Origin of the sequence: Pseudoalteromonas sp. S2721 (genome assembly GCF_005887425.1) — a bacterium.
Classification (GTDB): domain Bacteria; phylum Pseudomonadota; class Gammaproteobacteria; order Enterobacterales; family Alteromonadaceae; genus Pseudoalteromonas; species Pseudoalteromonas simplex.
Window position 1 is genome coordinate 47,863 of record NZ_PNCZ01000066.1, and the last position, 26,672, is coordinate 74,534.

Annotated in this window: 18 protein-coding genes; 10 read left to right on the forward strand and 8 right to left on the reverse strand. The window is 42.3% G+C overall.

What is annotated here, in order from left to right; all coding sequences use genetic code 11:
* Window positions 1–32: 32 nt before the first annotated feature.
* Window positions 33–701, reverse strand: coding sequence for a response regulator (locus CWC02_RS18885; RefSeq protein ID WP_054553464.1), 669 nt, complete (start codon window positions 699–701; stop codon window positions 33–35).
* Window positions 694–1,998 carry a DUF4118 domain-containing protein gene (locus CWC02_RS18890; RefSeq protein WP_249364140.1) on the reverse strand — a complete coding sequence of 435 codons (1,305 nt, stop codon included), beginning with the start codon at window positions 1,996–1,998 and terminating at the stop codon, window positions 694–696. Before CWC02_RS18890 ends, CWC02_RS18885 begins: the two co-directional genes overlap by 8 nt.
* 177 nt (window positions 1,999–2,175) lie before the next feature.
* Between CWC02_RS18890 and CWC02_RS18895 the strand changes: the two genes are divergently transcribed.
* From CWC02_RS18895 to CWC02_RS18910, 4 genes are all read left to right on the forward strand, one after another.
* A complete protein-coding gene (locus CWC02_RS18895; RefSeq protein ID WP_054553462.1) occupies window positions 2,176–2,835 on the forward strand; it encodes a potassium channel family protein in 660 nt (219 codons plus the stop codon).
* Window positions 2,832–4,199 (forward strand): TrkH family potassium uptake protein, encoded by a 1,368-nt coding sequence (locus CWC02_RS18900; protein WP_138619782.1) that lies wholly within the window; start codon window positions 2,832–2,834, stop codon window positions 4,197–4,199. Before CWC02_RS18895 ends, CWC02_RS18900 begins: the two co-directional genes overlap by 4 nt.
* 111 nt (window positions 4,200–4,310) lie before the next feature.
* A complete protein-coding gene (abiEi, locus tag CWC02_RS18905) occupies window positions 4,311–4,835 on the forward strand; it encodes a type IV toxin-antitoxin system AbiEi family antitoxin (protein ID WP_054553624.1) in 525 nt (174 codons plus the stop codon).
* Between the two features lies 1 nt (window position 4,836).
* On the forward strand, window positions 4,837–5,757 hold the full coding sequence (locus CWC02_RS18910; RefSeq protein WP_138619783.1) for a nucleotidyl transferase AbiEii/AbiGii toxin family protein: 921 nt from the start codon (window positions 4,837–4,839) through the stop codon (window positions 5,755–5,757).
* Window positions 5,758–5,764: 7 nt separating this feature from the next.
* On the opposite strand, the gene CWC02_RS18915 is transcribed toward CWC02_RS18910, so the two are convergent.
* Window positions 5,765–7,699: a RecQ family ATP-dependent DNA helicase gene (locus tag CWC02_RS18915; protein ID WP_138619784.1), complete on the reverse strand. Its 1,935-nt coding sequence runs from the start codon at window positions 7,697–7,699 to the stop codon at window positions 5,765–5,767.
* A gap of 258 nt (window positions 7,700–7,957) precedes the next feature.
* Between CWC02_RS18915 and CWC02_RS18920 the strand changes: the two genes are divergently transcribed.
* The 3 genes from CWC02_RS18920 (at window position 7,958) to CWC02_RS18930 (ending at window position 12,170) form a co-directional block, all read left to right on the forward strand.
* Entirely contained in the window at window positions 7,958–9,262 is a 1,305-nt protein-coding gene (locus CWC02_RS18920) for an NAD(P)/FAD-dependent oxidoreductase (RefSeq protein ID WP_138619785.1), read from the forward strand.
* Between the two features lie 120 nt (window positions 9,263–9,382).
* Window positions 9,383–11,512, forward strand: a complete 2,130-nt coding sequence (locus tag CWC02_RS18925) for a hypothetical protein (protein WP_138619786.1) — start codon at window positions 9,383–9,385, stop codon at window positions 11,510–11,512.
* An 85-nt stretch (window positions 11,513–11,597) separates the two neighbouring features.
* Window positions 11,598–12,170: a manganese efflux pump MntP gene (locus CWC02_RS18930; protein ID WP_138619787.1), complete on the forward strand. Its 573-nt coding sequence runs from the start codon at window positions 11,598–11,600 to the stop codon at window positions 12,168–12,170.
* On the opposite strand, the gene CWC02_RS18935 is transcribed toward CWC02_RS18930, so the two are convergent.
* The gene (locus tag CWC02_RS18935) at window positions 12,167–14,614 is read right to left on the reverse strand and encodes an EAL domain-containing protein (RefSeq protein WP_249364141.1); all 2,448 of its coding nucleotides are present in this window, start codon (window positions 14,612–14,614) and stop codon (window positions 12,167–12,169) included. The two genes, CWC02_RS18930 and CWC02_RS18935, sit on opposite strands and share 4 nt — an antisense overlap.
* Before the next feature lie 145 nt (window positions 14,615–14,759).
* Between CWC02_RS18935 and CWC02_RS18940 the strand changes: the two genes are divergently transcribed.
* From CWC02_RS18940 to CWC02_RS18950, 3 genes are all read left to right on the forward strand, one after another.
* Complete coding sequence (locus CWC02_RS18940; protein ID WP_138619788.1) at window positions 14,760–15,701, forward strand: GGDEF domain-containing response regulator; 942 nt, start codon at window positions 14,760–14,762, stop codon at window positions 15,699–15,701.
* A 54-nt stretch (window positions 15,702–15,755) separates the two neighbouring features.
* The gene (locus tag CWC02_RS18945; RefSeq protein ID WP_054553455.1) at window positions 15,756–16,157 is read left to right on the forward strand and encodes an Hpt domain-containing protein; all 402 of its coding nucleotides are present in this window, start codon (window positions 15,756–15,758) and stop codon (window positions 16,155–16,157) included.
* Between the two features lie 129 nt (window positions 16,158–16,286).
* Window positions 16,287–17,792: a phospholipase effector Tle1 domain-containing protein gene (locus CWC02_RS18950; RefSeq protein WP_138619789.1), complete on the forward strand. Its 1,506-nt coding sequence runs from the start codon at window positions 16,287–16,289 to the stop codon at window positions 17,790–17,792.
* 18 nt (window positions 17,793–17,810) lie between these two features.
* On the opposite strand, the gene CWC02_RS18955 is transcribed toward CWC02_RS18950, so the two are convergent.
* From CWC02_RS18955 to CWC02_RS18970, 4 genes are all read right to left on the reverse strand, one after another.
* Window positions 17,811–18,563 carry a substrate-binding periplasmic protein gene (locus CWC02_RS18955; protein WP_138599357.1) on the reverse strand — a complete coding sequence of 251 codons (753 nt, stop codon included), beginning with the start codon at window positions 18,561–18,563 and terminating at the stop codon, window positions 17,811–17,813.
* A 454-nt stretch (window positions 18,564–19,017) separates the two neighbouring features.
* Window positions 19,018–21,651 carry a glycosyl hydrolase family 18 protein gene (locus CWC02_RS18960; protein ID WP_138619790.1) on the reverse strand — a complete coding sequence of 878 codons (2,634 nt, stop codon included), beginning with the start codon at window positions 21,649–21,651 and terminating at the stop codon, window positions 19,018–19,020.
* Between the two features lie 65 nt (window positions 21,652–21,716).
* Window positions 21,717–23,324, reverse strand: coding sequence for a lytic polysaccharide monooxygenase (locus CWC02_RS18965; RefSeq protein WP_138619791.1), 1,608 nt, complete (start codon window positions 23,322–23,324; stop codon window positions 21,717–21,719).
* A 52-nt stretch (window positions 23,325–23,376) separates the two neighbouring features.
* Window positions 23,377–26,541 (reverse strand): glycosyl hydrolase family 18 protein, encoded by a 3,165-nt coding sequence (locus CWC02_RS18970; protein WP_138619792.1) that lies wholly within the window; start codon window positions 26,539–26,541, stop codon window positions 23,377–23,379.
* Window positions 26,542–26,672 lie beyond the last annotated feature (131 nt).

The following is a 26,672-nucleotide window of genomic DNA, read 5'->3' on the forward strand; positions in this document are numbered from 1 at the left end:
AAACTCAACCCAAAGCGAGGTAAAGAGATAGTTTATTCAACTAAGCGGTAACCTACGGCGGGCTCGGTTAAGATATGTTTAGGGCTCGCCGCATTTTGTTCAAGTTTTTGTCTTAACTGACCAATATGTACACGAACATATTCGGGGCGATTAATATACTGCTCTCCCCACACTTCAGATAAAATAGCGTTATGCGTTAACACCTTATCTTTTTGCTGAAACAACAACAATAAAATAGCGTACTCTTTTTTAGTTAGTTTGACTTCTTCCGCGCCTTTACGGACCACGTGCTTATGTGGGTCGATGTGAATATCGCCACATTGCAAAGTTAGGCTGGGTGTTGTTTGTGTGCGAAGTAGCACCCGAATGCGCGCTAGTAATTCGTTTGCACTAAATGGTTTGGTTAGATAATCGTTGGCGCCGTTATCAAGGGCGGTGACTTTTTCTGTTTCGCCGTCGCGTGCAGAAAGTACTAATACAGGGAGCAGGCTCCACTGCCTAAACTCCACCAGCCAATCTTGCCCATCCATATCGAGCAAGCCTAAATCAAGCAGCACTAAATCAAACTGCTGCTGGCTTAATAGTGCAAACGCATCAAGCCCTTTGGCGCACACACTAACTTCATGATCACTGGCTTTTAATAGTGTTTTTAAAAAACTTTGCAGAGGTGGTGAATCCTCTAAAACCAAAATATTAGCCACGACTGTTACTCCAAATTAATATAGCTGTTGCTTGCTTTGTTTGCTCATTGAGGGTTAATTCAAAGCGCCCTTGATGACATTTAGCAACCACATCGCAAATCACACTCCCTAGTCCAACACCTTCATCTTGACTCGTCTCATGCTTATTCGCAAAAGGATTGGTTAGCACAATTTGATATTCATTCTGTGTTTCAATAAATTGCATATTCGCCGAACCATCTCCGTAACGAGCTGCGTTCTCGAGCATATTGGCAAAGGCAATTTCTAGTAGGGTTTCATCGCCAAAACAGATGCTTTGTTGCTGAGCCTCGATGCTCAATTTAAAGTTTTGTAGTTGCTGCTGACGACGAGATTTTGCTTCGCTAATTAAGGTCAAAATAGGCAGCTTTTGCCATTTAATATTCTCAGCTAACTTATTAACTTTACTGAGCTCCATGACTTTATCAAAGTGCTGGTTAAGTATTTTACTTTGCTCATAAATGTTAGCAGCTTGCTCTTTGATAACCTCAGAGCTTAGTTGGATATCATCATCAGCCAACATGCTTGATGCGCCCATAATGGTCGCTAATGGCGTACGTAAGTCATGGGATAAACTGCGCAACAAGGTGTTTTTTGACCTCTCTAGCTCCGCCTGTACTTTTATCGCCGCTGATTGCTCGCGTAATAAGGTTTTTTCTTGAACCTGATACAGTAAAGAGCACGCCGTATTCGCCAAAGCCTGTTGTTCTGCATTTAGCGCTTTGGCAAACGCAATACCGCCAAATTCCGCTTGTTGTTCGTTTAAATAAATAAACTGCTTTGACGCTGTTAGCTGCCAATCACACGCAACCTTTAAATGCTCGGTCATGGTTGTTAAAAACAGCTGCTTTTGCTCCTCAAGGCTATCGAGATCATTAAGCTTTTTTGCTAACTCATACAATAAGCGACTATTACTTGCATGGGCTTGCACATCGCGAACCTTAGTATTGAGCTCCCCAGCTAAGTGACTTATCACTAAACCCACAATCAACATCACCAAAAAGGTGACCACATATTCAATATTTTCGATGTGAAAAGTGAAATACGGCACCACATAAAACCAGTCCGTGCAGGCAACACTCACCAAGGTGGTAAGTGCTGCAACACGACGATTACTACGCACCGCAACCCATGTCACCCACAAAAGCTGTAGCATCACAATATCGGTGGTTGTAAACAGTTCTCGAAATGGGAATATCGCAAGCACCACGACAAGTGGCATCAACACACTTAAAAATGCGGCTTTTAAATACTGTATTTTGAATACTGACTGCATCATCTTTTCACTTATTGTTTATCCCTATTAGATTAAAGGGTTTTCAATTTTGTCACTATAAAGTTTTTATAAAGTTTTTTTATCTCGGCATAAAATCTTTATAAAGCTTTCAAGCTCTCTAGAGACTTCTGTTTTTTTGCCATTAGCATTTAGCGCGTACCCACAATAGCGAGAAAGACAATGGCTCAGTTTGCAGTAATCGGATTAGGACGTTTTGGCGTAACCGCCTGTTTAGAACTTTCAAAACAAGGTCATACAGTGTGTGCCGCCGATATTAGCGAAAGTACCGTTAATCACTATGCCGACCAACTCAGTTTTACCGTGGTGGTTGATGCCAGTGATGAAACACAATTAGCACGGCTCGACTTACCCAGTTGCCAAGCCGTATTGGTGGCCATTGGCGAGAATATTGAAGCCAGTATTTTATGTGTATTGCACTTAAAAAACTTAGGCGTAAAGCAAATTTGGGTAAAAGCCTGTACCAAAAGCCACCATCAAATACTAAGTAAACTTGGCGTTGACCGCATAATTCACCCTGAAGAAGAAATGGGCGTGAGGGTTGCGCAAGCGCTGAACTACCCAATGGTTAATCAATATTTCCCGCTTAACCAATCCACGTTTATTGTTGAACTAGGCATTGATCTGCAGCTTTCTGGTCGCAAAATTGGCTGGCTGCTCAAAGAACGTAATAGCGATATTAAACCACTCACACTACGACGTGATGATTACTTCAATACAGAGCTGACTAACGACACCGAACTGCGTCACGGCGATAGTCTGGTGCTACTGGGCTCTAAAACTTACTTAACTAAATTAGCAAAACGGTTTCGTGCATTATGATCAACTGGCAAGCCAACGTTTATCCAAAACAATTTAGCGGTGTAAAGTGCCGTAAGCGGCAAAAAGTAAACCCACCTTTAGTGCTTACTATCGGCTTTATTGTGTTAATTATGCTCGGCACGGGCTTGCTTATGCTACCAATGGCAAGCACCCAACCGATCAGCTGGCTCGATGCATTATTTACGGCAACCTCTGCGGTTACAGTAACAGGGCTGGTGGTCATCGACACAGGTACTGATCTGACTGTATTTGGTCAAAGCGTGGTCATGCTGCTGATTCAAATAGGTGGCATTGGCTTTATGACCGTGGCGGTGATTTCAATACTAAGTTTAGGAAAAACCCTAGGCTTACAACAACGCTTACTCGCTAGCCGCGCTTTTGACACTAACGATTTAACCTCAGTGATCAAAGTTGCTAAGTATGTTTTAGTGTATTCATTAGTGATTGAGTCGGTGGCATTTTGCTTACTCTTTATTAGTTGGTTCGATGACTATGGCGCACTAAAAAGCGCCTATCACAGTCTGTTTTATACGATTTCGGCGTTCAATAATGCGGGCTTTGCGTTAAATGGCGATAGCTTATCGGCATTCAAGGGCGATATAACCGTAAACGTAGTGATCACCGCTTTGTTTATCATCGGCGGTTTAGGGTTTACTGTACTGATTGATATCTACAAACAAAAGCGCTGGTCATTATTATCGACCAATACCCGCCTGGTGCTAATTGCCACCTTAGTGCTCAACTGCATCGCATTTATATTGATTTTTTTCTTTGAACACGCCAATCCCGCGACATTAGCGCCGCTATCAACGTCTGAGCAAATATTAACGACTTGGTTTCAAGCGGTGACACCTCGTACCGCAGGGTTCAATACCTTACCGATTGATGGCTTGAGTCAAGATTCAACGCTTTTGACTATGCTGCTGATGGTAATTGGCGGTGGTTCAGTCAGTACGGCGAGCGGCATAAAACTAGGCACCTTTGTGATCCTAATTTTAGCGATGCGCAGCTATTTAAAACAGCAAACCACGGTCACCGTGTTTAACCGTCAGCTGAGCGACAAGTTGGTGATCAAGGCATTAAGCGTCATGATACTGTACTTATTTATCGCTTTTACCAGCATTATGATCATCACCAAGCTTGAACAAGGGTCGTTACTTGATATCACCTTTGAGGCAATTTCGGCACTCAGTACCGTAGGCCTTTCGCGAGGTATAACTGGAGATTTAAGTGCGCCTAGTCAGCTCATCATCATACTGCTGATGCTGATAGGTCGGGTTGGGCCATTAACCTTTGCTTATTGTTTTGCTCGCCAGCACAGCCAACCTTTGACCTACCCGACTACCAGTATTCAAATTGGTTAAGTGTACAATTTTGACACTTTTTAGTGTTAAATTTGTGAACTTGAAAAGCACTAAAATAAGTCTACAATAATGACATATAAATATGTCATTAATCATTACTTGAGAAATAAATTGAAAAAGTCAGATGCAATCAAAAAGCTATCAGAATTTGATAAACAAGGACGTTATATTTTTACAATGTCTGATTTTGCAAAGATTTTTTTTGATGATACTAATAGGAGCTTGAGAGCGGGGATTTCTCGACTCATCGATGATGGCTTTTTAATTAGAGTTGCAAATGGCATTTTTATTTACGCTCTTGCTCAGTCAAAAGGAAGTGATACGCTGGAGCTAATTGCAAAAACAATCCGCCGTGGTGAGTACAATTACGTTAGTTTAGAGTCTGCACTTTCAGAGTATGGAATTATTTCACAAATCCCCGTTGGCAGATTGACCATTATGACAACAGGACGCTCGGGTGAATATAAAACGCCTTTTGGTACAATTGAATTTACTCACACTAAGCGAGACCGTTTAGACATTCTAAAAAACACAATGAAAACAGATCGCTCTTTGAGATTTGCAACGAAAAATACTGCTCTAAGGGATTTAAAAAGAGTTGGCCGAAATACTCATTTAATTGCAGAGGAAGCATAAGATGAAAACTGAACAAGAGAACTTTGCGCAACTGGTAAATCTCGCTATGCAAACCACAAATGTTTCTCATATGCGGGCTGTTATAGAAAAAGAGTTATTGCATTACGACATCCTATTTGCTCTCGAAAGAGGTGGATTTCTTGATAAGCTGGTATTTCAAGGAGGTACTTCTTTAAGATTATGTTACGGCGGAAATCGCTTTAGTGAAGATTTAGATTTTGCTGGTGGTAAAGAATTCAATTCACTCATGTTAAAAGATATCAAAGCATGTATTGAAAAGTATATTGGCGAAAGATATGGCCTTGAGGTGACGGTTAAAGAACCGAAAGAGTTAAAAAAAGACCCTAAATACTCAGAATTAAAAATTGATAAGTGGCAAGTTGCAGTAGTAACTGCACCACAAAGAAAGGATTTACCCAAACAAAAAATTAAGTTAGAAGTTGCCAATATTCCGGCCTACACAAAGCAGCCTTTACCACTTAATGTGAACTATGATTTTCTGCCTGATGGATACAGCGATACACTGATCTTAGCTGAAACACTCGATGAGGTGATGGCTGACAAAATAATTTCATTACCAGCCACAACAAAGTATGTGCGACATCGAGACATTTGGGATCTTGCTTGGTTGCAACAGCAAGGGGCTCAATTAGATATTGAACTAGTTAAAAATAAAGTTGCTGACTATCAACTTGAGCAATATCAGTCCATGCTTTCTCATTTAATTGATAGGTTACCCGAACTTACCACGAGCCCTGAGTTTATCGGTGAAATGAAACGCTTTTTAGATACCGAAGTATTCGATAGAACTCTCGGTAAAGAAAAGTTTCAGTTGTACTTACAAAACACCCTGACAGAGTTATTCAAGACAGTTCTGTCAAAAATGTTTACCGAAGCTACAGAGCCTGATTTTAAAATGTAAGACCCTGCTACAACTGCTGTAGCAGGGCTTTAATGTCACTGTATCGTTGTTGCTCGCAAAGGCCAAAACCTGAAAGCTGTCTGACTTTATTACGAGTAAATAAAGGCACGCTCATGCCCGCTAAAAAGCGGCACTGAGTATCGATGCTGACATCACTAATTCCTTTAGCGGCTAAGTGCTGTTTAAGCTCTGCAACTTTACTGGCAATCACATTTTGCTCAGGCATTTGATGCACTAATGAATAGCTAAGCTTTACTTGCTGTCCTCTACACACTGAACAATGGCCACATTGCTGGGGTGCATGTTGGTCATCAAAATAGCGGGCTAAGTTATAACTTAAGCAGCTATCTAGCTCAAAAAAGCGCACTAAAGTGGCGATACGTTTAATTTCGGCCTGTTCTTTTTCGATAAAATATTGGTGAAGTTGCGGTGCTAAATCTGCGTGGTTTATTACCGAGTTATTCACCTCATACACTTGCGTAATACGTTTAGTTTCAAGGGCTATATGACCTTTCTCGGCCAAATAATCGAGCGCTGCAACCACACGTTTTCTATCAACTTGAGTGGCACGGGTTAACGCATCAAAATTAAGTGTGCCCCAAATTTTCTTAAACTCAGTGTGTTTGAATACCTGTTGTAAAAACGCTTGTCGGTCAGCATCAAACTGGCTAAGTAGCTCGTTTTGATCCGTTAAAAACTTATATTTAAAATCGGCGTAATAGGCATATAAAGGCGTAATAGCCCCTTGCATTTCTAACTGCACTAGTAAGGTTTTTAACGCTAAAGCACGAATATTACTTTCGCTCGATAAGCTGTACTCTTGCATTTCCCACTGGTTATTCGTTTGCTCGTTACGAATGTTATTAATGACATAGTCAATCCCACTTTGCTCGGGCGTGTCGGCATAAACAAAGTTCTCAACGGTATTTAAGCCATCAAGGTTTGCTAGGGTAAAACAGTTTGATGGCGCACCATCTCGCCCTGCACGGCCAATCTCTTGGCTATAATTTTCAATCGATTTTGGCAAATCATAGTGGATCACAAAACGAATATCAGACTTATCAACCCCCATCCCAAAAGCAATGGTTGCCACGACGATATTGATTTTACCCGCCATAAAATCATCTTGAATTTGCCAGCGTTTATCATCCTCAAGGCCTGCATGATAGGCCACTGCATTAAAGCCCGCTCTTGCCAAGCCTTCGGCCACTTGCTCAGCGGTATGCTGTAAGGTGACATAGACAATCCCTGCCCCTTGTTGGCTGGCTATGATATTTGCTAATTGCTGAGGTTTTTCTTGGCTTGCAACACTGAGCACTGATAAATCTAGGTTGCTTCGGTAAAAGCCAGTTTGCACTACACGCTCTGGGGCAATGGCAAAACGCTCACACATATCGCGCTTTACTTTTTTAGTTGCGGTGGCGGTAAGTAGCAATACCAACGGAATATTAAGCTCTTCACGATAGCGCGGCAGTTTTAAGTAGTCAGGCCTAAAGTTGTGGCCCCATTCAGATATACAGTGCGCTTCATCAACCACCAGCATCGAAATAGGCACTTGTTTAATAAATTCACGAAAGCGCTCATTCTTAAAACGCTCAACTGAGACCATTAAAATTTTCACTTTCCCTGCTCGCACATCACTCATTACCGTATGGCTTTGCTCACTGGTTTGGCTTGAATCAAGGCTTGCCGCGTAAATACCTTTGCTATTTAAAAAGCTGATTTGATCTTTCATCAGTGCCAATAATGGCGATACCACTAAGGTCAAGTTGGGTAAGTGCAATGAGGTTAATTGATAGCACAAAGATTTACCTGAGCCAGTTGGAAAAATTGCCAACGACGATTGCTGGTTTAATAACTGCTCAATGGTTTGTTGCTGACCTTGGCGAAACTCATTAAAGCCAAAGTATTGATTCAACGAAGTGTGTAGTGGTGTAGTCATCCTGATCCCTCACTTTCATTCCCTTTTCAGGTAATGATAGGTCTCTTACTGCGAATTAGCCATGTTAACGTGTTTAACTCAATCTCCCAAGGCTATTGATATAACTAAGCGCACTATATTGTTCTTAACAGGTACTGACAAAACCAGTAAAAAGGCGCACAATGGGCGCGTTGCCATGGGGTATTGATGGATGGACTTGCAATACCTAAGCGCTTTTTCGCAAGAGTGTTTAGGTATTATACTTTTGAGGGCAACGTAATGATTAACCAACTTCCTAAAATCGTGATAATCGGTGGTGGCGCTGGTGGCTTAGAACTAGCAACACAATTAGGACACAAACTCGGGAAAAAACGTCAAGCAGAGATACTTTTAATCGATAAAAACCGCAGCCATATTTGGAAGCCGTTACTTCATGAAGTAGCGACGGGGTCGATTGATGCCGATTTAGACGGCGTTGTATACTCAGCTCATGCAGCAAAACATCATTATAATTTTCAACTCGGCAGCTTTTGCCACTTAGATCAAACCAACAAAACCATCACTTTAAGCGAGTTAAAAGACGAGCTTGGCCACCGAATTTTACCCGAGCGCCAAGTCAGTTATGACTACCTTGTACTTGCTATAGGCAGTGTCAGTAACGACTTTAATACCCCTGGCGTTAACAAGCACTGTTTTTACCTTGATTCAAACCAGCAAGCTGAACGCTTTCAGCATGCTCTACTCGATAACTTCACCCGTTTACATCAAGATGACGACCCACAACATTCTTTAACCATTGCCATAGTGGGAGGTGGTGCAACCGGGGTTGAGCTGTCGGCAGAGCTTTATCATGTGTCAGACATGCTAAAAATGTATGGCCTTAATAAAATGACCGCGAAACGCTTACACATTGATTTAATTGAAGCAGGGCCGCGAATTTTACCCGCTTTACCCGAGCGCATTGCAAACTCGGCTAAACGAGAGCTAGTTAAGTTAGGAGTAACAGTACGCGAAGGCACGCAAGTAAAAGAGGCCACAGAAAACAGCTTTATCACCAGAAACGATGAACATATCAAAGCCGACATTATGGTTTGGGCTGCGGGTGTAAAAGCCCCTGATTTCATTAAAGATATTGGTATCTTTGAGCTTACCCGCAATAACCAAATTAAGGTGAACCAATATCTGCAAAGTAGCGTAAACGACAATATCTTTGTGATTGGTGATTGCTGTGCATTTACTCAAGAAGATGGCACACAAGTGCCACCCAGAGCGCAATCGGCTCATCAAATGGCACAATGTGTTGAAAAAAATCTAATAGCCACACTCAAAGGCCAGCCACTCAGTGCTTTTACCTACAGTGATCATGGCTCTTTAGTTAACTTGTCACGCTACAGCACGGTAGGCAGTTTAATGGGCAACCTAACCAGTAATAGCTTTTTTATAGAGGGTAAAATAGCGCGATTTATGTATATTTCGCTCTATCGTATGCATCAACGTGCTATCCATGGCAGTGCAAAAACTTTTGCACTGTGGATCAGCGAAAAAGTACTCCGCGTTGTTAGGCCAAAAATGAAATTGCATTAAGCTACGGCATAAAGCCGACAAATTAGTTGTTTGTCGGCTATTTGTGCACTTCGTCCCTAGGTAATTGACATCACTCTATAAAGCCATACACTTCAGGCAAGATAAATCCATGGATTGAAGATGAAAAAAGGTATTTCGCTAACCGTTTTTGCAGGGGTTTGTGCCTGTGGGGCCTACCTGATATTAGATAAACCCACTCCCATCGAAGCGATAAGCAGTGAAATATCAACATCTACTGCTGCTACAGCTAAACAAAATAACGCTACGAGTTTATTTGAACCATTAAGCCTGCAAAATAGCAAAGCATCAGAGCTGGCTAAGCTCAAGCTAGCCAAACGCCAGTGTAAGCAACAAAGTTTAAAAGCCACTCGAGCTGCAGCTGATCACAGTCACATAGAAGCAGCGATTAAACAAGCACTAAAAGACGGCGACTCCCTTGAAGATATTTTAAGTTATTCGGAACTTGTGAAAATATCCTACCGTTCATTTAATACCTTAGTTATTAACGCAATCAAAGAGAATGCAGAGCAGCAATTTCAATATGCCTCATCAGTTGGCATATTAAAAAACTGGCAAGGACTTGAGGTCATTGATTATTTTGATATAGATACAATCAATCAACTAACGGCAATTAATGAACCCCTTAGTCAAAATACTGGCTCAATGATGTTTAATGTGCCATTACCTGAGCAAGTAAACAAAACAGCATTGTACAAACTATTGGATAACAACGATGATTTTAATACCTATTTAAAAACGCCGTTTAAAATCGGCCCATCAAGGCTCATTTCACCATCTATTTTGTTTCTTGTTAATGCTCATGCGCTTAGTTTAACTGAGTTTGAAAACGCAATATCTAGTAAAGAGTTTACTGTTAACGACATTGCTGTGGCTTTAAAAAGCAACTTACCTAATGATTATTTAACAGCACTGTTCTCTCAAACAGCACAGCTAAACGGCTCGCCTACAGCAATGAGTGATGACTTTATCGATGAACAACTGTATTTAAACCTTGCAGATGTCGCTGTGAGTGAATTTAACGTGCCAATTTTAAAGTTATTAAGTGAACGAGGTATTGAGCCCACTAATCAGCCAAATGTATTTACAGCGATGGATATTGCCATTGTAAATCTAAAGGGCAGCTCAAATAGCGAAGTGCAGCCACTAGAGGGCAAACACATAGAAACACTAAGTTATCTAAAAAATAAGGGTTATCGAGCTCACGGCGAGCTTGTACGCGACACACCGAACGATAGACTACTGATGCTTAAATCTTCATTCTTACCGAGTAGCCTTTTATTTGTTGGCGACCAAATTGCTAATGATGCTTTTTCTCAGTTTATAGATTTAAAGCTAATCCCAAATAACCTAGCATTTAAACGTAAAGAAAAAGATAACTCTGCAATATCAAAAGCACTCAGCGCCTACGAACTACAAAAACAGCAAGCCAAAAAAGTATCTCCTGAGTGTGAAACGATAGATCAGCGGATTTATTCGCTAGAAGCGATAAAAACACGCTCTCAAGCACTCGAAGAATTAGAAACGCTCGAAGCGCAACAAGGCTTACTAACTCCCAATACGCTTCAAGAAATCGACCCTGTACAAGTTCATAATTGGCAATTCTTGCATTCAAATGAGTATAAATATCAAACCTCAACGCAGTACCAAACCTACAAAGAAGCAATTATTGAAAAAGACTTTAATACCATTGCCAGTATCACCCAAACAGCAAAGCTCAGTACCCACCAGACAAATATGTTGCTTGCAGCAACAATAGAAAACGCTCAACAATTGACGTCTATTTGGCAAAACAGAGTCGCTCCAACTGCACCTGAAAATCTTTATCTATTTACTAAGTTACCATTAGCACAATGGCAAACATTAGCTGATAACGGCTTTGATTTTTCATTAAAAGACATGCAAAACAACGATATGTATTTTTATGCAAGCATGCATTCAAAAGAAGCCGTTAAGTTTTTAATGAGCCTTGCAGTTACGCATGACTTTTCTAAACCTGGGCTTGATATTCTTGACCAAGCACTGGAGCAAAGCTATAACACACAAACCCTCGCTGACTATATGCCAAGCGCATTAAAACTTGTTGATCAATATGAGCCTAACCACTTTCGTCGTGCCGAGCGTCTAAAAGTTTTTGTTCCTGATGTTTATGAAGAGCTTATTAAACTTGCGCCAAAACTTGCACCCAAAAATGGCACTGTAATGAATAACTATCTGTACAGCGCTTATTAAGCTCCTTACCTATTTGAGCCGTAAATTAACCTATCTGTTTTGAGCTTCGCCGCGTATAATGCCCACTTTTTGTGGGGCGCAAAAATTGAATATTATTACACTAAGCGTTTTATCGCTTGCTATGTCGACTGATGCTTTTGCAGCTTCAATCACCAAAGGCAGTACACTTAAAAATCCTCGTGTTCTGAGTGCAATCAAGCTTGGTTTATTGTTTGGCTGTATCGAAGCTATCGCACCGATTGTTGGCTGGCTGATTGGCAGTGCCGGTGCAGATTACGTTGAAGCCTTTGATCACTGGATTGCCTTTGTGTTGTTAGTGGGTTTGGGTATTCATATGTTGCTTGAGAGTCGTAAAGAAGATGACGACGATGAAGAGGAACTTGCACCGAATACCAAGCGCTCTTTCATTGCCACACTACTAACTGCCGTTGGCACCAGTATAGATGCTATGACAGTAGGTATCAGCCTTGCTTTCATGAAAGTGAATATTTACTTAGCCGCCGCCATGATAGGCCTAGCAACCACAATTATGGTTACCATCGGCGCGCTACTTGGTAACGTAATGAGTGGCTGGGTAGGCAAAAAAGCCGAAGCAATTGGCGGTGTTGCACTTATTTTTATCGGCTGTGGCATCCTATACAGCCATACCGTGACTTAAACTAATAGCTTATCAAACTCTTCTTTGGGCATGGGCTTATAAAAATAGTACCCCTGCCCAAGTTCACAGCCTAAATCGATCAACTTATTTAGGTGCTGTTTTTCTTCTACTCCCTCGGCAACAATTAATAGACTTAATGAATGAGCTAAGCTTGTTATTGTCTTGACTATATCCATACTCTGCGAATCAACCATCATGTCTCTAACAAATGATTGATCTACTTTTAAAACATCGACCGGAAAAAGCTTTAAATATGAAAGACTGGAATAACCCGTTCCAAAATCATCAATCGCAATAGTCAGGCCAAGCACCGCTAAATCATTCAGCATGCTCTTAGTTACTTCAAAATCTTCCATTAACGAACTTTCTGTAACTTCTAATTCGAGCAATTCACTCGGTAAGCCCGACATTTGGAGAGTTTGCGCCACAAAGTTGCAAAAGTTTTTATCCGTAAACTGCTTTGCTGAAATATTGACAGCAACCTTGATACGAAAGCCTTTATCTAACCACTCCTTTGCTGCGTAACAACTTTGCTTTAAAACTGACTCACCAAGAGCGTTAATAAGTCCAGTCTCTTCAGCTAAAGGAATAAATTCAACTGGCAATATAATTTGATTATTAGTATCTCGTAACCGAACAAGTGCTTCAACACCGACTATTTTTTGTGAACCCAGTGCGACCTTGGGTTGATAATAAACTTCTATCTTGTCGTTTTCTATCGAAGTACGAATCAGTTTTTCAACACTTTGGCGCTGTTTAAACTGATGCTCTAAATCATCTGAGTAATAACAAAAGCGATTACGTCCTTGCTCTTTCGCTTTATACATAGCGGCATCAGCATGAGTCATCATATCTTCTGCTGTCACTGATTCTCTAGGATAAATGCTAATACCTACACTCACTGACAAAATATAAGGTTGTTCATCAATTTTGAATGGTTCACTCATTGTATTAATGATGTCAGTAGCAATCACATCAATAATTGATGTTAGCTTTATTTCAGGGATTAATATCGCAAATTCATCACCGCCGATCCGCGCTAATGTGTAGTTTAAATCAATTAAAGATTCTAATCGCTTCGCAACAAGTTTAATTATTAAATCACCTTGTTGATGACCAAGTGTGTCATTCAAGTATTTAAAATGATCAATATCAATTAAAATTAAAGCAACTTGTTGCTCCTTGCTCTTGGCTACTTTGCAAGCATGGGAGACTCTATCATAAAGCAAGACTCGATTAGGCAAGTCGGTTAGTAAGTCATGATTAGCAAGGTGACTCATTTTAACTGCCATTGCCACTGACTCACTAACATCGTGAAAAACGATGATCCCACCACTGACACGACCATCATCATCACGAATTGGCGCAGCAGAATCTTCGACTCGATAAACACGGTTATCTAATGCTGTTAATTGGCTATTTAACGACATAGCAACAATACGATTTTCTCGCAAAGCAAGTAGGATAGGATTAACTAGGTTTTGTCCTGAATACGCATCAGTCAACTTCATCACGTCATCAATATGTTTTGCCTGAGCCTGCTGTGCTGAATAACCCGTTAGCTTTTCAGCAATGGGATTCATAAACGTAATATGGGCTTCATTATCTGTTGCGATAACCGCATCACCAATCGAGTTGAGCATTACTCGCAATCGCTCAGACTCAGCAGCTAATAACTTTTTAGTGCGCTTAATTGATGTAATATCCGTAAGCGTCAATATAACGCCTACCGCTTGTCCTTCATGAAATTGTAAATTAATTTGTGCCCTAACATGCTCAATATTATCGCTCGGATCGACAAACGGTACATTTAACACTTCCTGCGGCTTTTGCTCTTCTAAACAGTTATGCAAAGCAAGGTATAGATCATCAGGAAGAATATCTTTAGCTCTGTGGCCAATCATCTCATTGCCACTTACGGCAAACCACTGACAAGTCATGTCATTATTAAAAAGGTTTAGCTCTTGCACTGACCAATAAGAAATAAATACCGGAACTTGAGCTATTAGTGCCGCAACGTCATCTTTTGCAGTACTTATTTGCACTTCCTGTTGCTTCATTTTTAGATGATTTACTATTCTCAACCGACATAGATTTAAGTCTACAGGCTTATGAATTAAATCAACTCCACCATTCTCAAAACTCTGATACTCAAATATTTGTTCATTATGCGAGGTAACAAAAATAACGATTGATAGGGCTGTTAGTGGGTTTTGTTTAATTGCTTTGCATACTTCGAAGCCATTCATATTTGGCATTTCAATATCAAGTAAAATAATATCGGGCCTGAATGAAAATGCTACGCCTAAGGCTTCAACTCCTGACGCACATCCAATAACTTCACCTAAATCACCAAGAGCCTCAGTCATCACCAATAGACTTGTAGGTTCATCATCAACAACGAGTATTTTACTCTGCCGATTATTTAGATGAGAAAAAAGCAAGACTATGACCTCAATTAATGTAACTAAAAAAACTCTAGTCCTATCTCATCAGTAGCGCCAATAAAAAATATAATTTTCCATTCTTTAGTTGTAGAAATTCTAAAAATTCAGTCTATGCTTAATCAACACTCAGGGAGAAGATAATTTGCAATCTAATGAAGTAAATAACAACAAACTGATTGATGATTCCATCATTTTGATAGTCGATGACGAGCCAATCAATGCGACTGTCATTGAAGGCCTACTAGCATCACATTTTAAAACCCACACGATTAATTGTGGTGAAGAAGTGATGTCTGTTTGTGACTCTATTAAACCCGACCTAATTTTGTTAGATGTCATGTTAGGGTCTATGAGTGGTCTTGATGTGTGTAAAGAGCTAAAAGCTCACCCTTCTTATAAAGATATTCCGGTTATATTCATCACTGCAATTATGGATCAAGAAGATCAAAACCAATGCTGGCAAGCAGGCGCTGTGGATTTTGTAACTAAGCCAGTCTATGGTGTAACCCTTCTAAACAGAGTGACTGCACACCTGACATTAAAGAAACAAGCAGATCTTTTAAAACAACAGACACAGCAAGACAGCCTAACGGGATTAAAAAACCGCCGTTCTTTAAATACGACTCTGACGCAAAATCTATTACTTGCGAAACGTCATAGTCAGGCACTATCTGTGCTGATGATCGATATAGACTGGTTTAAACAATACAACGATCAGCTTGGACATCAACAAGGCGACAACTGCTTAATAAAAGTAGCTACAGAAATCAAAAATAGTATTAACCGACCAACAGACACAACTATTCGCTACGGTGGTGAAGAATTCCTCTGTATTTTACCTGATACCGATATTCAAGGAGCACAGTTTATTGCTCATAAGCTATTGGCCAACATTAAAAATCTAGCTATTAAACACCCAACTACAGAGTCAGGAATAGTCTCGATAAGCGTGGGAAGCGCAACACTGTCAGATGATAAAAATTTTACTCCAGAAAATTTAATCAACAGTGCAGATACAGCGCTATATCAGGCTAAACAACAAGGAAGAAATCGCTGCGTTTGTATTATCGCAACCAGTGAATAATTTAAATTTTTGTAGATTTTTTCAAAATGACATAACTATAAAGGCAAATAAAAAATGAACAGTGAGATGTCAGGGAAGCAGCAAACAACAAACTCGAAAAGCGAAAGTTTAGAATTGAACCATTGGAATAAAAAAGCGGCACTTTACCGACTCATGAACAATGAGGTCTTGCTCATTAGAGTAAGCAAAATGTTTTTAGATAGTTCTCATGTCAAATTAGCGTCACTATCTCAGTCCATACAGAACAGAGACTTTAAAACAACTACATCAGCCAGTTATTCACTTAAAGGAGCCTGCGGCGATTTAGGTGCTACAAGATTAGATCAACACCTAAGCGAATTAATTGTATTAATCGCCAATGAGCGTCACCCTTTTGAGGAGATACAATCGAAATTATTTGAAATAAAAAAAGACTACCAAGTATTACTGACAATCTTACAAAAATACACCTCTTGATAAACCACTTAGTTTTAATTTAGCAACCACGTTAGCGTAGCATCAAAAATGCTCGTCTAGGTGAATCTTTGTCTTCAAATTTTCATAAAGTGGGAGTATGTTTATACAAACCACTAAAGGAATGACGCTATGACCGCTAAAACGCTGATTTTCAACTTTGATGGCACAGGCAGTGAGCCTCGTGATGCTGAACAATTCAGCGCCGCACATTTCAAAGAAGACGCCAGTATTTCTAATATTCTTAAACTTCATTTATTGTTTGGCGGCGCCCTCAATAGCGAACCCGCAACACCATTTCCAACTCAACTTAGCTTTTATTATCAAGGTATAGGCACCCAAGGTAGTCGCTTTCGACGTTTATTCAATCAAGCCCTTGCGCCAAGAGGTGATGATGTTGCCAGCATTTTAAACCGGGCTATGGGCGACTTTAAAAGCTATTACAATGTAGGCGACAAGGTACTTCTAACTGGTTTTAGCCGCGGTGCTGCTCTTGCAAGGCGCTTTGCCAAATGTTTAGAGCCACTTATCAGTGATGATGTGTACTTATGTGTATTCGATACCGTTGCATCAATAGGCTTTTCGAAAGTAACAAAAGCAACCCGCGGTGCTGAGCATGTCATTTTTGAAAACTACACACTAGCAAGCAATATAAAAGCTGCCCTTCATTGCGTGGCACTTGATGAAAAACGCCGTGCATTTGAACCCACACTTATAAACAGTGCACCGCATGTGCAAGAAATCTGGTTTGCAGGCGCCCATTCTGATGTGGGTGGCGGCTATTATCGTGATGGCTTAGCAGACATTTGTCTGCGCTATGCGATTGAGTGGCTGATTGAACAAACCGTTGCATTAAACTTACTTACCAGCGCGGATATCAATTACAACTCTCTGCTCCCAGAAGAGCATCGTAACCTCATTGCACAAGATGATGTAACCGTTACCCCAGATCCGCTGGCTCTTAGTCATCAGCAAAACTATTTTTGGTTTAACCCGTTGTTCAAACTGGTAGATCGCGAATGCTGTGTATTGGTTGATAACGAACAAAGCAAGCTCGCACCAACCATTCATTACACAGTAGCAGAGCGCATTAATCGCCTAACGAGCTATCGTCCGGAGTCGTTAAAAAGCCTTCATTACGATGTACTTTATAGCGATGAAACCCGCTTGAAATTTAAAGGCTTAAGCCCACATATTGCGCTTGATAAACAAAATATGACGGTGTTGGGCATAGACGAAAGTAAAGATGTGTTTGTGTATGGCGCTGAAAAGTACAATCACACAGGCTTAATGTTAGAGCAAGGTGGCACGTACCGATTTACGCCTTACCCAGAGCAAACTTGGTATGACGACGGCATTAGTTGCGGACCTGCAGGTTGGCACCGCGACAATATCCAACTTGGGGTGAAAGAAATCCCAATGGCCGTGCTTGAACCGTTTAGACGTTTACCCCACGCACAATGGTTTGCGCTAATTGGTGCTATCGATAACAACGACGATCATTTATTTGAAATTGCTGAGGGTGCTGATATTCGTATTGCTAAATCAGGTGAGTTTTGTCCTTTTGCCAACGACCTAAACCGCTTTTATGGGGCGAATGCGGGGCGAATTAAATTGCGTGTGACTCGTTTAGGATAATTTAGTGATTAGGCTAGCTTAGTGCTTAACATAGCGAGCGATAATCTCGGTTATCGCTTGCTGGTTGTTTATAATTGCTGAGTTAATAGCTGCTCTGTCTTCTGCTAAAAGGGTTGTTTCACTCAGCATAAAATGGACGCTATCATTATTGACAATATACGGATGCAACTCGATCCCCTGCTGGTTATTTTTTTGAATTAAATATAAACCGGCTAATTCATCATCAACAAAAAAATCGACCCGCTTAGCAACCAACATAGCTAGCCGCTGGCGCAAAGAGGGTACAGTAACGAGTAGCTCTTTATACTTTGGTTCTTCTTTTAAATGAGTAAAGTCAGATCCAAAGTAGCTCCCGCTGTTAGTTAAAATAACTTGCTGATGTTCGAGCAAACCTTGCAAGTCTAAAGACTCTAACCGGCCATGAGGATACCAAAACAAGCGCATTACTTCATTACGGTAAGGCTCTGAAAAGAAACTAAAAGAGTCACGCTCTGTGCTATAACTTGCGGCAGGTAGTAAATCGACTTTACCGTGTTTAAGCTCTGTAAACCCGCGTTTAGATGAAGGCATGACGACGTATGTTGCACAAAACCCTGCCTCATTTAGTACTAAGTTGACCACATCGATATCTATGCCGGTGAGTTCACCGTTTTGCGTAAAGACATAAGGCGCCCACTGCTGACTAATTCCCACTTTTAAGGTTTTATCGCAGCTAAATACCGAGTTACTAAATACAAAAACGGTAAGTAAAAACAACGCGCTTAACCTCATTTATCCACCTTAGCTTAAATACTTACAGATCATATTATTCAAGTATGGTTGATAATGCCTGAAAGATCAGTGTATGAAATGAGAAACAGAAAGTTAGTAAGTTTTAAGGGGAAAGTTCCGAAATGCAAGGTGGCAGCCCGTAGGACTGGCTTTAGCCGGGAAATGTCTTAAGTTAGCGAGTTTCAAGGGGAAAGAGTAAAGTTAAGAGATTCGAGGTGCGAGATACGAGTCTGTAGCAGAGTTTTTACATCACGCCCCAGCGCCTATGTTTTCCCCCGTAGGCGTGAAACTTGTTTCGCGCGTCTGAAGATAAGAAATTTGAAAAGGTTTATATGGATTATGTTGGGTTTCACTCCGTTCTACCCAACCTACTTCCCCCACAAAAAAGCAGCCATGCGGCTGCTTTAAAGGGAAATCACATTTTAATGATGGGCATTAAATGTGGTTGTTACACTTAAAGTGCTTTCCATACATCCGCGACGCCTGGCTCGTCTCCTTGAGTCCACCATTTCGCTTCGTATTTATTACCTTGGTGAGTGACTTGGTCACCACCGTTGTAGATACCTGCAGCTTGCCACACAACATCACCGTTCCCATCTGTTGGTTGTGAAGTTGCCTCCCATGGGCCGCCTAAATCAGGGCGCTCACCTTGTGTCCACCACTTAGCGGTGTACTCTACGCCGTTATAAATCACCGTATCACCACCAACATAAGTCGCCGCTGCATCCCATGTGGTTTCACCATCTGGCGGAGTTGTTGTACCAGAATCTGTCACAGTAACATTAAAGCTCACTGCTGTAGCAGTTTGACCATCGCTTACTGAAACCGACACAACATAACTTGTATCTGCATCAACGCTGCCCGCTTGTAAGCTCACATCAGCACCTGAGCCCACTAACGTTAAGCCTGCTGGTACTGTCCAGCTGTATGAAAGTGCATCGCCATCAGCATCAGATGCCGAAACCGCCACAGCCACACTCGCGTCTTCTGCCACTGTTTTATCAGTAATTGCTGCAACCACTGGTGCTTGGTTCTCGCCTGTCGTTGGTGCTACAACATTAACAGTAACGTTACGGCTTACACTTGCCTCGCCATCGCTCACACTCACAGCAACCGTGTATTGCGTATCAGCAGTCACTGATGGCGCTGTGATAACTAGGGTATTTGAATTTTCACCGCTTACTGTTAACGCACTGTCAGCTGTCCAGCTAAAGCTTAGCGGATCGTTATCCGCATCTGTTGCTGATGCAGACACAGATACACTTTCGCCAGAGTTAACAGATACTGCGCTTAATACAGATAGAACCGGCGCTCTATTGCTAGGCTCAGTTACTGTGCCACCAAGCGCTTCGTGCATAGCGTTAAGAATATCGCCATTATCAGCGTCAATTTCCCATGCAAACAGACCACCTAGATTATATTGATTAACATAAGCACCTTTTGCCAAAACAGAACGACGGTTATCGTATGTAATTAATTTACCGTTACTGCGGTTCCATACATAAGCGGCTTCGGCTTGTTCGTCATAACCTGTTTCAAACCCATTGATGCCATTTTCTGCAGCGCCCAGCATGTAAGTTTTGATGCCTTTATAATCAATTACACCATCTTCCCATACGCCTTGCGCTGTAGTGCCTTTAAGTTTGCCGTTGCCCGGTGCTGTCATAGGGTTATCAGCGATAGTGGCATTTTCTGGATAAACGCCTTCCCAGCCACGGCCATACATAGCGGCACCTACCACGATTTTCTTCGATGGTACGTTTTGCGCAAGTAGATTTTGCACTGCGTTATCAGTTGTGTAAGCAGGGCCTTTATATGGAACGCCTTCTTCATCGACACCCGTGCCATCACACTGACCAACACGGAAATGCGATGAACAATAAAGTGCAGCCTGATGGCCCGTTACATTGCTCCATGCACCATAGTAGTCATAGCTCATTAAGAAAATGTAATCCATATATTGTTGAGCTTGTGAGTAGTCGACATCTTCAATTTTGTCGTAACCCGCACCAATCGCTGATGTTAATTCATACTCACGACCTGTCTCGGCTTCAAGCTTATCAAGCATTGCGCGCAGCTCTTGCATTAACGCAACGTATGCAGGGCCGTCAGCAACTGGGTCGCCTAAATTTGGATTAGCACCCTGACCACCCGGGTATTCCCAGTCAATATCAACACCGTCGTAGAACTTCCACGTTCTTAAAAACTCTTCCATTGATGCCACAAACGTGTCGCGATTTGCTTTATCGGTAAAATAAGCAAATGGGTCTGATAAAGTCCAACCACCCACTGATGGTAAAATTTTAAGATCAGGATAGCGCTGCTTTAACGCCATTAACTGCGAATACGTACCACGAATTGGGTCATTGCTATCAACACCTGGTAGCGCTTTTTGAATCGCAGCCCACGGGTCGTGGATCACCACTTCAAAATCTTGCGAACCCGCACAGGCAGTATTTAGCGCGTTTTTAGGCCCACCTGTTAACGAATCATTAGGTCCACAAATTGGAATAAACCCATACAAGATATGACTGAGGTTTTGTGCTGGTATATTGGTTACGTCGAAATCGCGACCATAAATACCCCATTCAACAAAGTAGGCACCGGTAACAAGGCCGTCTTTGGTACCAATATCTTGGTTGTTTGGATCATAATCCATCGGCAATGGCGCTAAGTGACCGCCATCTGTATCGGCAATAACAATTGGCTTACCTTCACTGCGAGCACAGGTGGTACCGCCTTCACATAGTTCTACATATAATGTGTGACGACCTGCTTTATCATACGGGAAGCTAATAACACCACTTTTAGTGCCTGCTGCCAGTGAGCCTTCATTTACTAGCATATCATCGAAGTACACTTTATAGCTGTCGCCGCCATCCCCACTCCATGCGTTCCATTCAATGCTGATAGTGACTTCATCAACGCGGTTCACCAAGCTCTTGTATGAGCCTGTACCTTCAAGATCAACCTCAACAAATGAGTACTCTTGTGGCTCCCAAATAATGGTTGGTGTTGAAGGTGCTGCATTCGCTGCACTTGCAAAGAGTGCAACACCAATGGCTGCGCTTAATTGTTTTATATTCATGATTCTCTCTTATCTGTTTTTATATAGCGTTACGCTGTTATTGATAAAGTTTGAACTACAAAACTTTAGATTTCTGTCCATACTTGGCTGGCACCCGGTACATCTCCTTGGGTCCACCACTGCGCTCGATAGCGCTGTCCTTGATAGGTTACTTCGTCGCCGCCTTGATAGGCTTTGCCGCTGTTCCACTCGATTGATGCACTGCCTGATTCAAGCTGCCATGCATCACTACTGTCTGGTTGTGCGCCTTGGTTCCACCATTTCGCACTGTAAACTCCGCCGTTAAAACTCACTTTATCGCCCGTGTTGTATTGGCTTGTGCTATTCCAAGCAGGCACGCTCGGATCAACTGGATCAGGGTCGACCACAGTGCTATTGAGCACAGTCATGGTAAAACTTACTTGGCTTGTGAGCTCGCCATCTGACACCGATACTCTTACGGTGTAGCTTGTATCAGCATCTACAGAGGGGGCATTTAGCGTGATGTTGGCATCGCTACCCGTAAAGCTCAGTGGTGCAGGTACATCCCAGCTATAAGTTAATGTGCTTTGTTGATCATCAAAGGCGTGTAGGTGTATCGCGGTGCTGCTTTCTTCTTCGACTTGAAGGTCATCTGGTTGATGAATAATTGGCGCGGTATTGTCAGGAGCCGCTTGTACGCTTAGTGCAAAGCTGTAATTTGCATTCGTTGTAAAGACCTGATTAGTCATTAAATCAGACGCATCAAAGGCAATATCTCCAGCGCTATTTTGCACGCCAATATTAACTAAGTGCGCGTAATTAAGGTTTAACAGCGCTGCAAATTCAGCCTGCCAATTAGCTTGGTTATCAGCTGTGATCTGCATTTGTTGAGTGAGTAACTCTTGGCCATTTTCATCAAATAACCTCGCTGACACTCTACCGCCAACCTCAGCGTCTTGTCCTTGACGAACAAAGTAGCTAATTGCTGCCCAATCGGTTGGCTCTGTCGGGGTCGCATCGCTGACAATATTAATATCGCTACAGTTGTAGAAGCCTTCGCCACCGGCATCATCTCGTTGCCAACGCGTGTATAAAATGGCATCACCACTGCGCCCTTGTGGAATAGATACGCTCATTTCATAGTAACGGCCGTTGTTAGCATCAATGCTAAAATCAAGATTACCGTACTCTTCAACAAGCTCTAGGTCATCCCAAGTAAGCACTTGAGTCGCACTATCAAAGCCCGGTTTTGTTAAATAAAACTGCCAAAAACTCGGGTTATGCGGCGTACTTGCTAAAAAACGCACTAAAATATCGCCATTCGCATTAGGAATAACCTCACTGCGTTGCCAATGCGCTGAAGGTAAATCCATACCGCGTTTTTCAGGGTCGCCTGCGGCACATAATCGGCCATCAGGCACGCTTTGCTTTACTGCATCAAGGCTTGTGTAATCAATGGTATTAGCTGAAAATTCAATGTCTTGAACAAACTGTACATGCCCTGCTTCAACAAACGCTGCACGACAAGCTAGGTTAGGAATACCACTGCCATCAGCAGGCCACCAGTACCCACCATCAGCATTACATATCGCTTGACGAGCCTTCGGGCTTTCTAAAAATCCGTGGGCATTCACATGGCTTGATGCACAGGCAAGCAGCATGCTGGTTGCCACTGCCGATAAAGACAATGCCTTTGATTTCATTACTTTCATTGTTGTTCTCGCTGTAGAAATGCGGAGCAAAGTGCTTGCTCCGCTTAGTTGGTTAAAGCGTGCAACTCACCGTCCAGTCAGCAGATGTGCCTGGCTCTGTGCTCGTCCACCACTTTGCTTCGTAAATCACGTTGTTGTGATTCATTAGGTCGCCGCCAACAGCATGGCTTGGGTTACCAGCCCAGTCAGTTTGCGGCCAATTTGGATACACAGGGATGCTTGCTACATCAACACCATTACAGCTTCCCTCGCCACCCGTATCACCACCGGTGTGACCGCCAGTATCACCACTGCCAGCTGTGCCATCTGGTAGCATTGGGTATTCGTATTTGAAGGCATAGGTTTTGCCATTTTTCTCAATGGTGAAGTTAGTTGGCCCCGTAATTGGCATGTAGTACATAACTTGCGCCTCAACGGTTTCACCTGTGTTAAATGACTTTTCGATACCGCCCCACTCATTCACTAAGGTGATTGAAAAACGATGAAACTCATTTTCAAAGCCGCCGATATTATCGCCAGCCGCATTAGAGCCATTTACTTCAACAGCCATACCGAGCTTTTCTTGTGCATTCCAATTTGATTTGAAAATTGCCGAGGTAGAAACGGGCACATCAAAGCTGATTTTTGCGCCGCTTAAGTCAATACCTGAGTTATTGGTGAATGCAAATGTAGGTGCGATTGGGTAGTTATCATCACCAATTGGGAAGTCTTTCACTGTAAAGCTTACATCAACCGCTTCGCTTGGCAGGCTGAAATCGACATTGCCTTGATGAGTGTTGTAAGCCACACCACTTTGGTTAAATTTATCGTAAGCAAGTGTGGTTAAGCTTGAGCCCATGAAGTACTCACCTTTCGCTGAGTCATAATCATAGTCACCGGCAAGCTCCCAGAACATGATGCCGCCAAGGCCATTGTTGATAACATAATCAACTTTGGTTGCCATTGATTGCTCATCTTCAATTGATAAGAAAACCTTTTTCTCTGCATTCCATAGCCATGGAGCAACCGCTACATCATCGTAAAAACGTGTGTAAGTTCCCGTTAGTACATCATCTGCATCGGTTTCTGGCGTTAGACCATAGATTTCAAGGTAAGAAGGGTTAATGCCATTTTCAAGATTTTTCGCATGCCATAGTGGGTTCGAACCTGCTGGCATTTCTTCACCAACATCGTTCTTATCGTGCCATAGGTTATCAATGCCGAGTGCGCCATTACCGCATTGATTTTTCTCACCAACGCCAGTCCCTTTCGCACATTTTGATTGATCTGGCAGCGCTGCTTGGCCCCATAAACCATTAGTACCACCGGATACATCTTTAAAGCCACGGGTATAATATGGAATACCAATATTAATTCGACCTGCAGAGACCGCGCCGCGGAAGTAACGCACAGCCCAATCCGTATTTAAGTAGCCAATACCTTCAAACTCAGCGGTGGTATAAACGCCCCATTGCGCTAATTCAGAATCAAGACCGGTATCAAACAAGGCTGCGTTATGGCCTACATGTGAATTCCATGCACCATGTAAGTCATAAGACATAATGTTAACGTAGTCGAGATACTTCACGCTTTGGAATGTTTCCATGCCACGTAATAAGTAACCTGAAGATGGCGAAGCAATCGTTAGTAAGTAATGTTTACCTGCCTTTTCACCTGCAATATCAAGCTCTTCACGTAGTTTTTGCATCAATACACGATACGAGGCGTTAAGACCTGCGCGACGAGCATTAGAGATAGGAAAATCATCAGGGTGGCCTGAGTCATTCATTGACGATGGGTATTCGTAATCAATATCGACACCATCAAAACCGTAGGTTTCAATAAACTCAACGGCACTTTTCGCAAAGGCATCAATCCCCGCTTGGTTTACTGAGCCATCGGCATTGGTTGTCATCGTGTAGAAACCACCGCTGTTTACGCGAGTACCGTCTTCACCAAAATAACCACCTGTTTCAGCCCAGCCACCTACAGAGATTAAGGTTTTTACATCTGGGTGTTGTTTTTTGAATTTATTGAGTAAGTTAAAGTGACCTGTGTAACTAAAGCTTGGATCCATTTCAGCGCCTGTAACGCCCGGCCAAGTCATGTTTGTCGCTGGGTTGCCAGCTGCATTTGGATCACCAATCGAGACCTTGTTATTACCATCAACATGCGCGAAGGCATAGTTGATATGGGTGATCTTGTCCCAAGGAATATCGTTAACTAAGTAGCTTGGCTGACCATTGGCACCATTTCGCCAACTCGTAAAATAACCAATAACGCGGCGTGGATGATCTGGGCCCATTTTCTCGCGGCCATTTGCATCATACACGCTACAGTATGGGGTATTGACACCCGGTGTTTGGTATAAGCCTTGTGGTTTACAATCTGTACCTGGCTCTGTTGCTTCAACAACATTCACAACTTTGCTTTGTGTATCCGTCGCGCCTTCGTTATCGGTCACCGTTAAGGTAAATGAAAATTGCCCAAGTGCTGGAGCCTGCCACGTGTAACTTGAAGAAGCAGCACTTGCTTGATGAACTTCAGTGCTGTTTTCAGTTAACGATAACGCAGTCACTTGGCCATCGCTATCAGTGCCAGAAAGCGCAAACACCACACTGTCACCCACCGTTACTTGTGATGGCAGTGAGCTAAATTCAATGCTTGCCACTGGCGCTTGGTTATCCGGCTCAACGTCATCAGACACACTCACTGAATGTGCAACCGCTGTAGAGGTTAGCCCTAAATCATCCGTTGCGACCGCACTGATCACATGGCTGCCTTGGGTTGCTTGCCAGCTCGCAGAGTAAGGTGTGCTTGTCACAACACCCAGCGATGTTCCATCAACAAAAAACTCAACACTTGCCACGCTACCATCAGGATCAGCGGCAATCGCACTTATGACAACGCTGTCACTTGTGGTAAATAAAGAACCCTCTGCGGGTGTTAAGCTGCTAATTTGAGGTGCTTGATCCTCATTGACAACGCTGTCACAAACACCCAATAAACGCCACTCTTGATCGACACCAGAAGTCTCCACAGGGTTAGTTTGCGTCCACCACTTGGCTTCATAAGCGCTACCTTGTGCTTGAACCTGATCACCACCAACATGAGTTTGCCCTTGTTGCCACACTTCTAAGTTGCTGCAATCAATCGCAGCCTGTGCTGTAAAGCCGTATAAACCTAGTGACAGCGCACTCAGTTTAAAGGCATTTTTTATTAATTTATGCGAGCTCATTCGCTCCCTCCGCCCAAAGTTTTAATAACATTTATTTTACAAATCCAACTTTAAAGTAACACAAAGTGCTATTACGTCAAGTTTGCATTTACCTATAAAGGGTAAAATAAACACACTTTTTGATGCAAAAT

Bases quoted from the DNA above. Each gene is read 5' to 3' on its own strand.
- CWC02_RS18890 (WP_249364140.1), bottom strand. From the start codon at position 1,998: ATGATGCAGTCAGTATTCAAAATACAGTATTTAAAAGCCGCATTTTTA.
- CWC02_RS18895 (WP_054553462.1), top strand. From the start codon at position 2,176: ATGGCTCAGTTTGCAGTAATCGGATTAGGACGTTTTGGCGTAACCGCC.
- CWC02_RS18900 (WP_138619782.1), top strand. From the start codon at position 2,832: ATGATCAACTGGCAAGCCAACGTTTATCCAAAACAATTTAGCGGTGTA.
- CWC02_RS18910 (WP_138619783.1), top strand. From the start codon at position 4,837: ATGAAAACTGAACAAGAGAACTTTGCGCAACTGGTAAATCTCGCTATG.
- CWC02_RS18915 (WP_138619784.1), bottom strand. From the start codon at position 7,699: ATGACTACACCACTACACACTTCGTTGAATCAATACTTTGGCTTTAAT.
- CWC02_RS18920 (WP_138619785.1), top strand. From the start codon at position 7,958: ATGATTAACCAACTTCCTAAAATCGTGATAATCGGTGGTGGCGCTGGT.
- CWC02_RS18925 (WP_138619786.1), top strand. From the start codon at position 9,383: ATGAAAAAAGGTATTTCGCTAACCGTTTTTGCAGGGGTTTGTGCCTGT.
- CWC02_RS18945 (WP_054553455.1), top strand. From the start codon at position 15,756: ATGAACAGTGAGATGTCAGGGAAGCAGCAAACAACAAACTCGAAAAGC.
- CWC02_RS18950 (WP_138619789.1), top strand. From the start codon at position 16,287: ATGACCGCTAAAACGCTGATTTTCAACTTTGATGGCACAGGCAGTGAG.
- CWC02_RS18955 (WP_138599357.1), bottom strand. From the start codon at position 18,563: ATGAGGTTAAGCGCGTTGTTTTTACTTACCGTTTTTGTATTTAGTAAC.
- CWC02_RS18960 (WP_138619790.1), bottom strand. From the start codon at position 21,651: ATGAATATAAAACAATTAAGCGCAGCCATTGGTGTTGCACTCTTTGCA.
- CWC02_RS18965 (WP_138619791.1), bottom strand. From the start codon at position 23,324: ATGAAAGTAATGAAATCAAAGGCATTGTCTTTATCGGCAGTGGCAACC.
- CWC02_RS18970 (WP_138619792.1), bottom strand. From the start codon at position 26,541: ATGAGCTCGCATAAATTAATAAAAAATGCCTTTAAACTGAGTGCGCTG.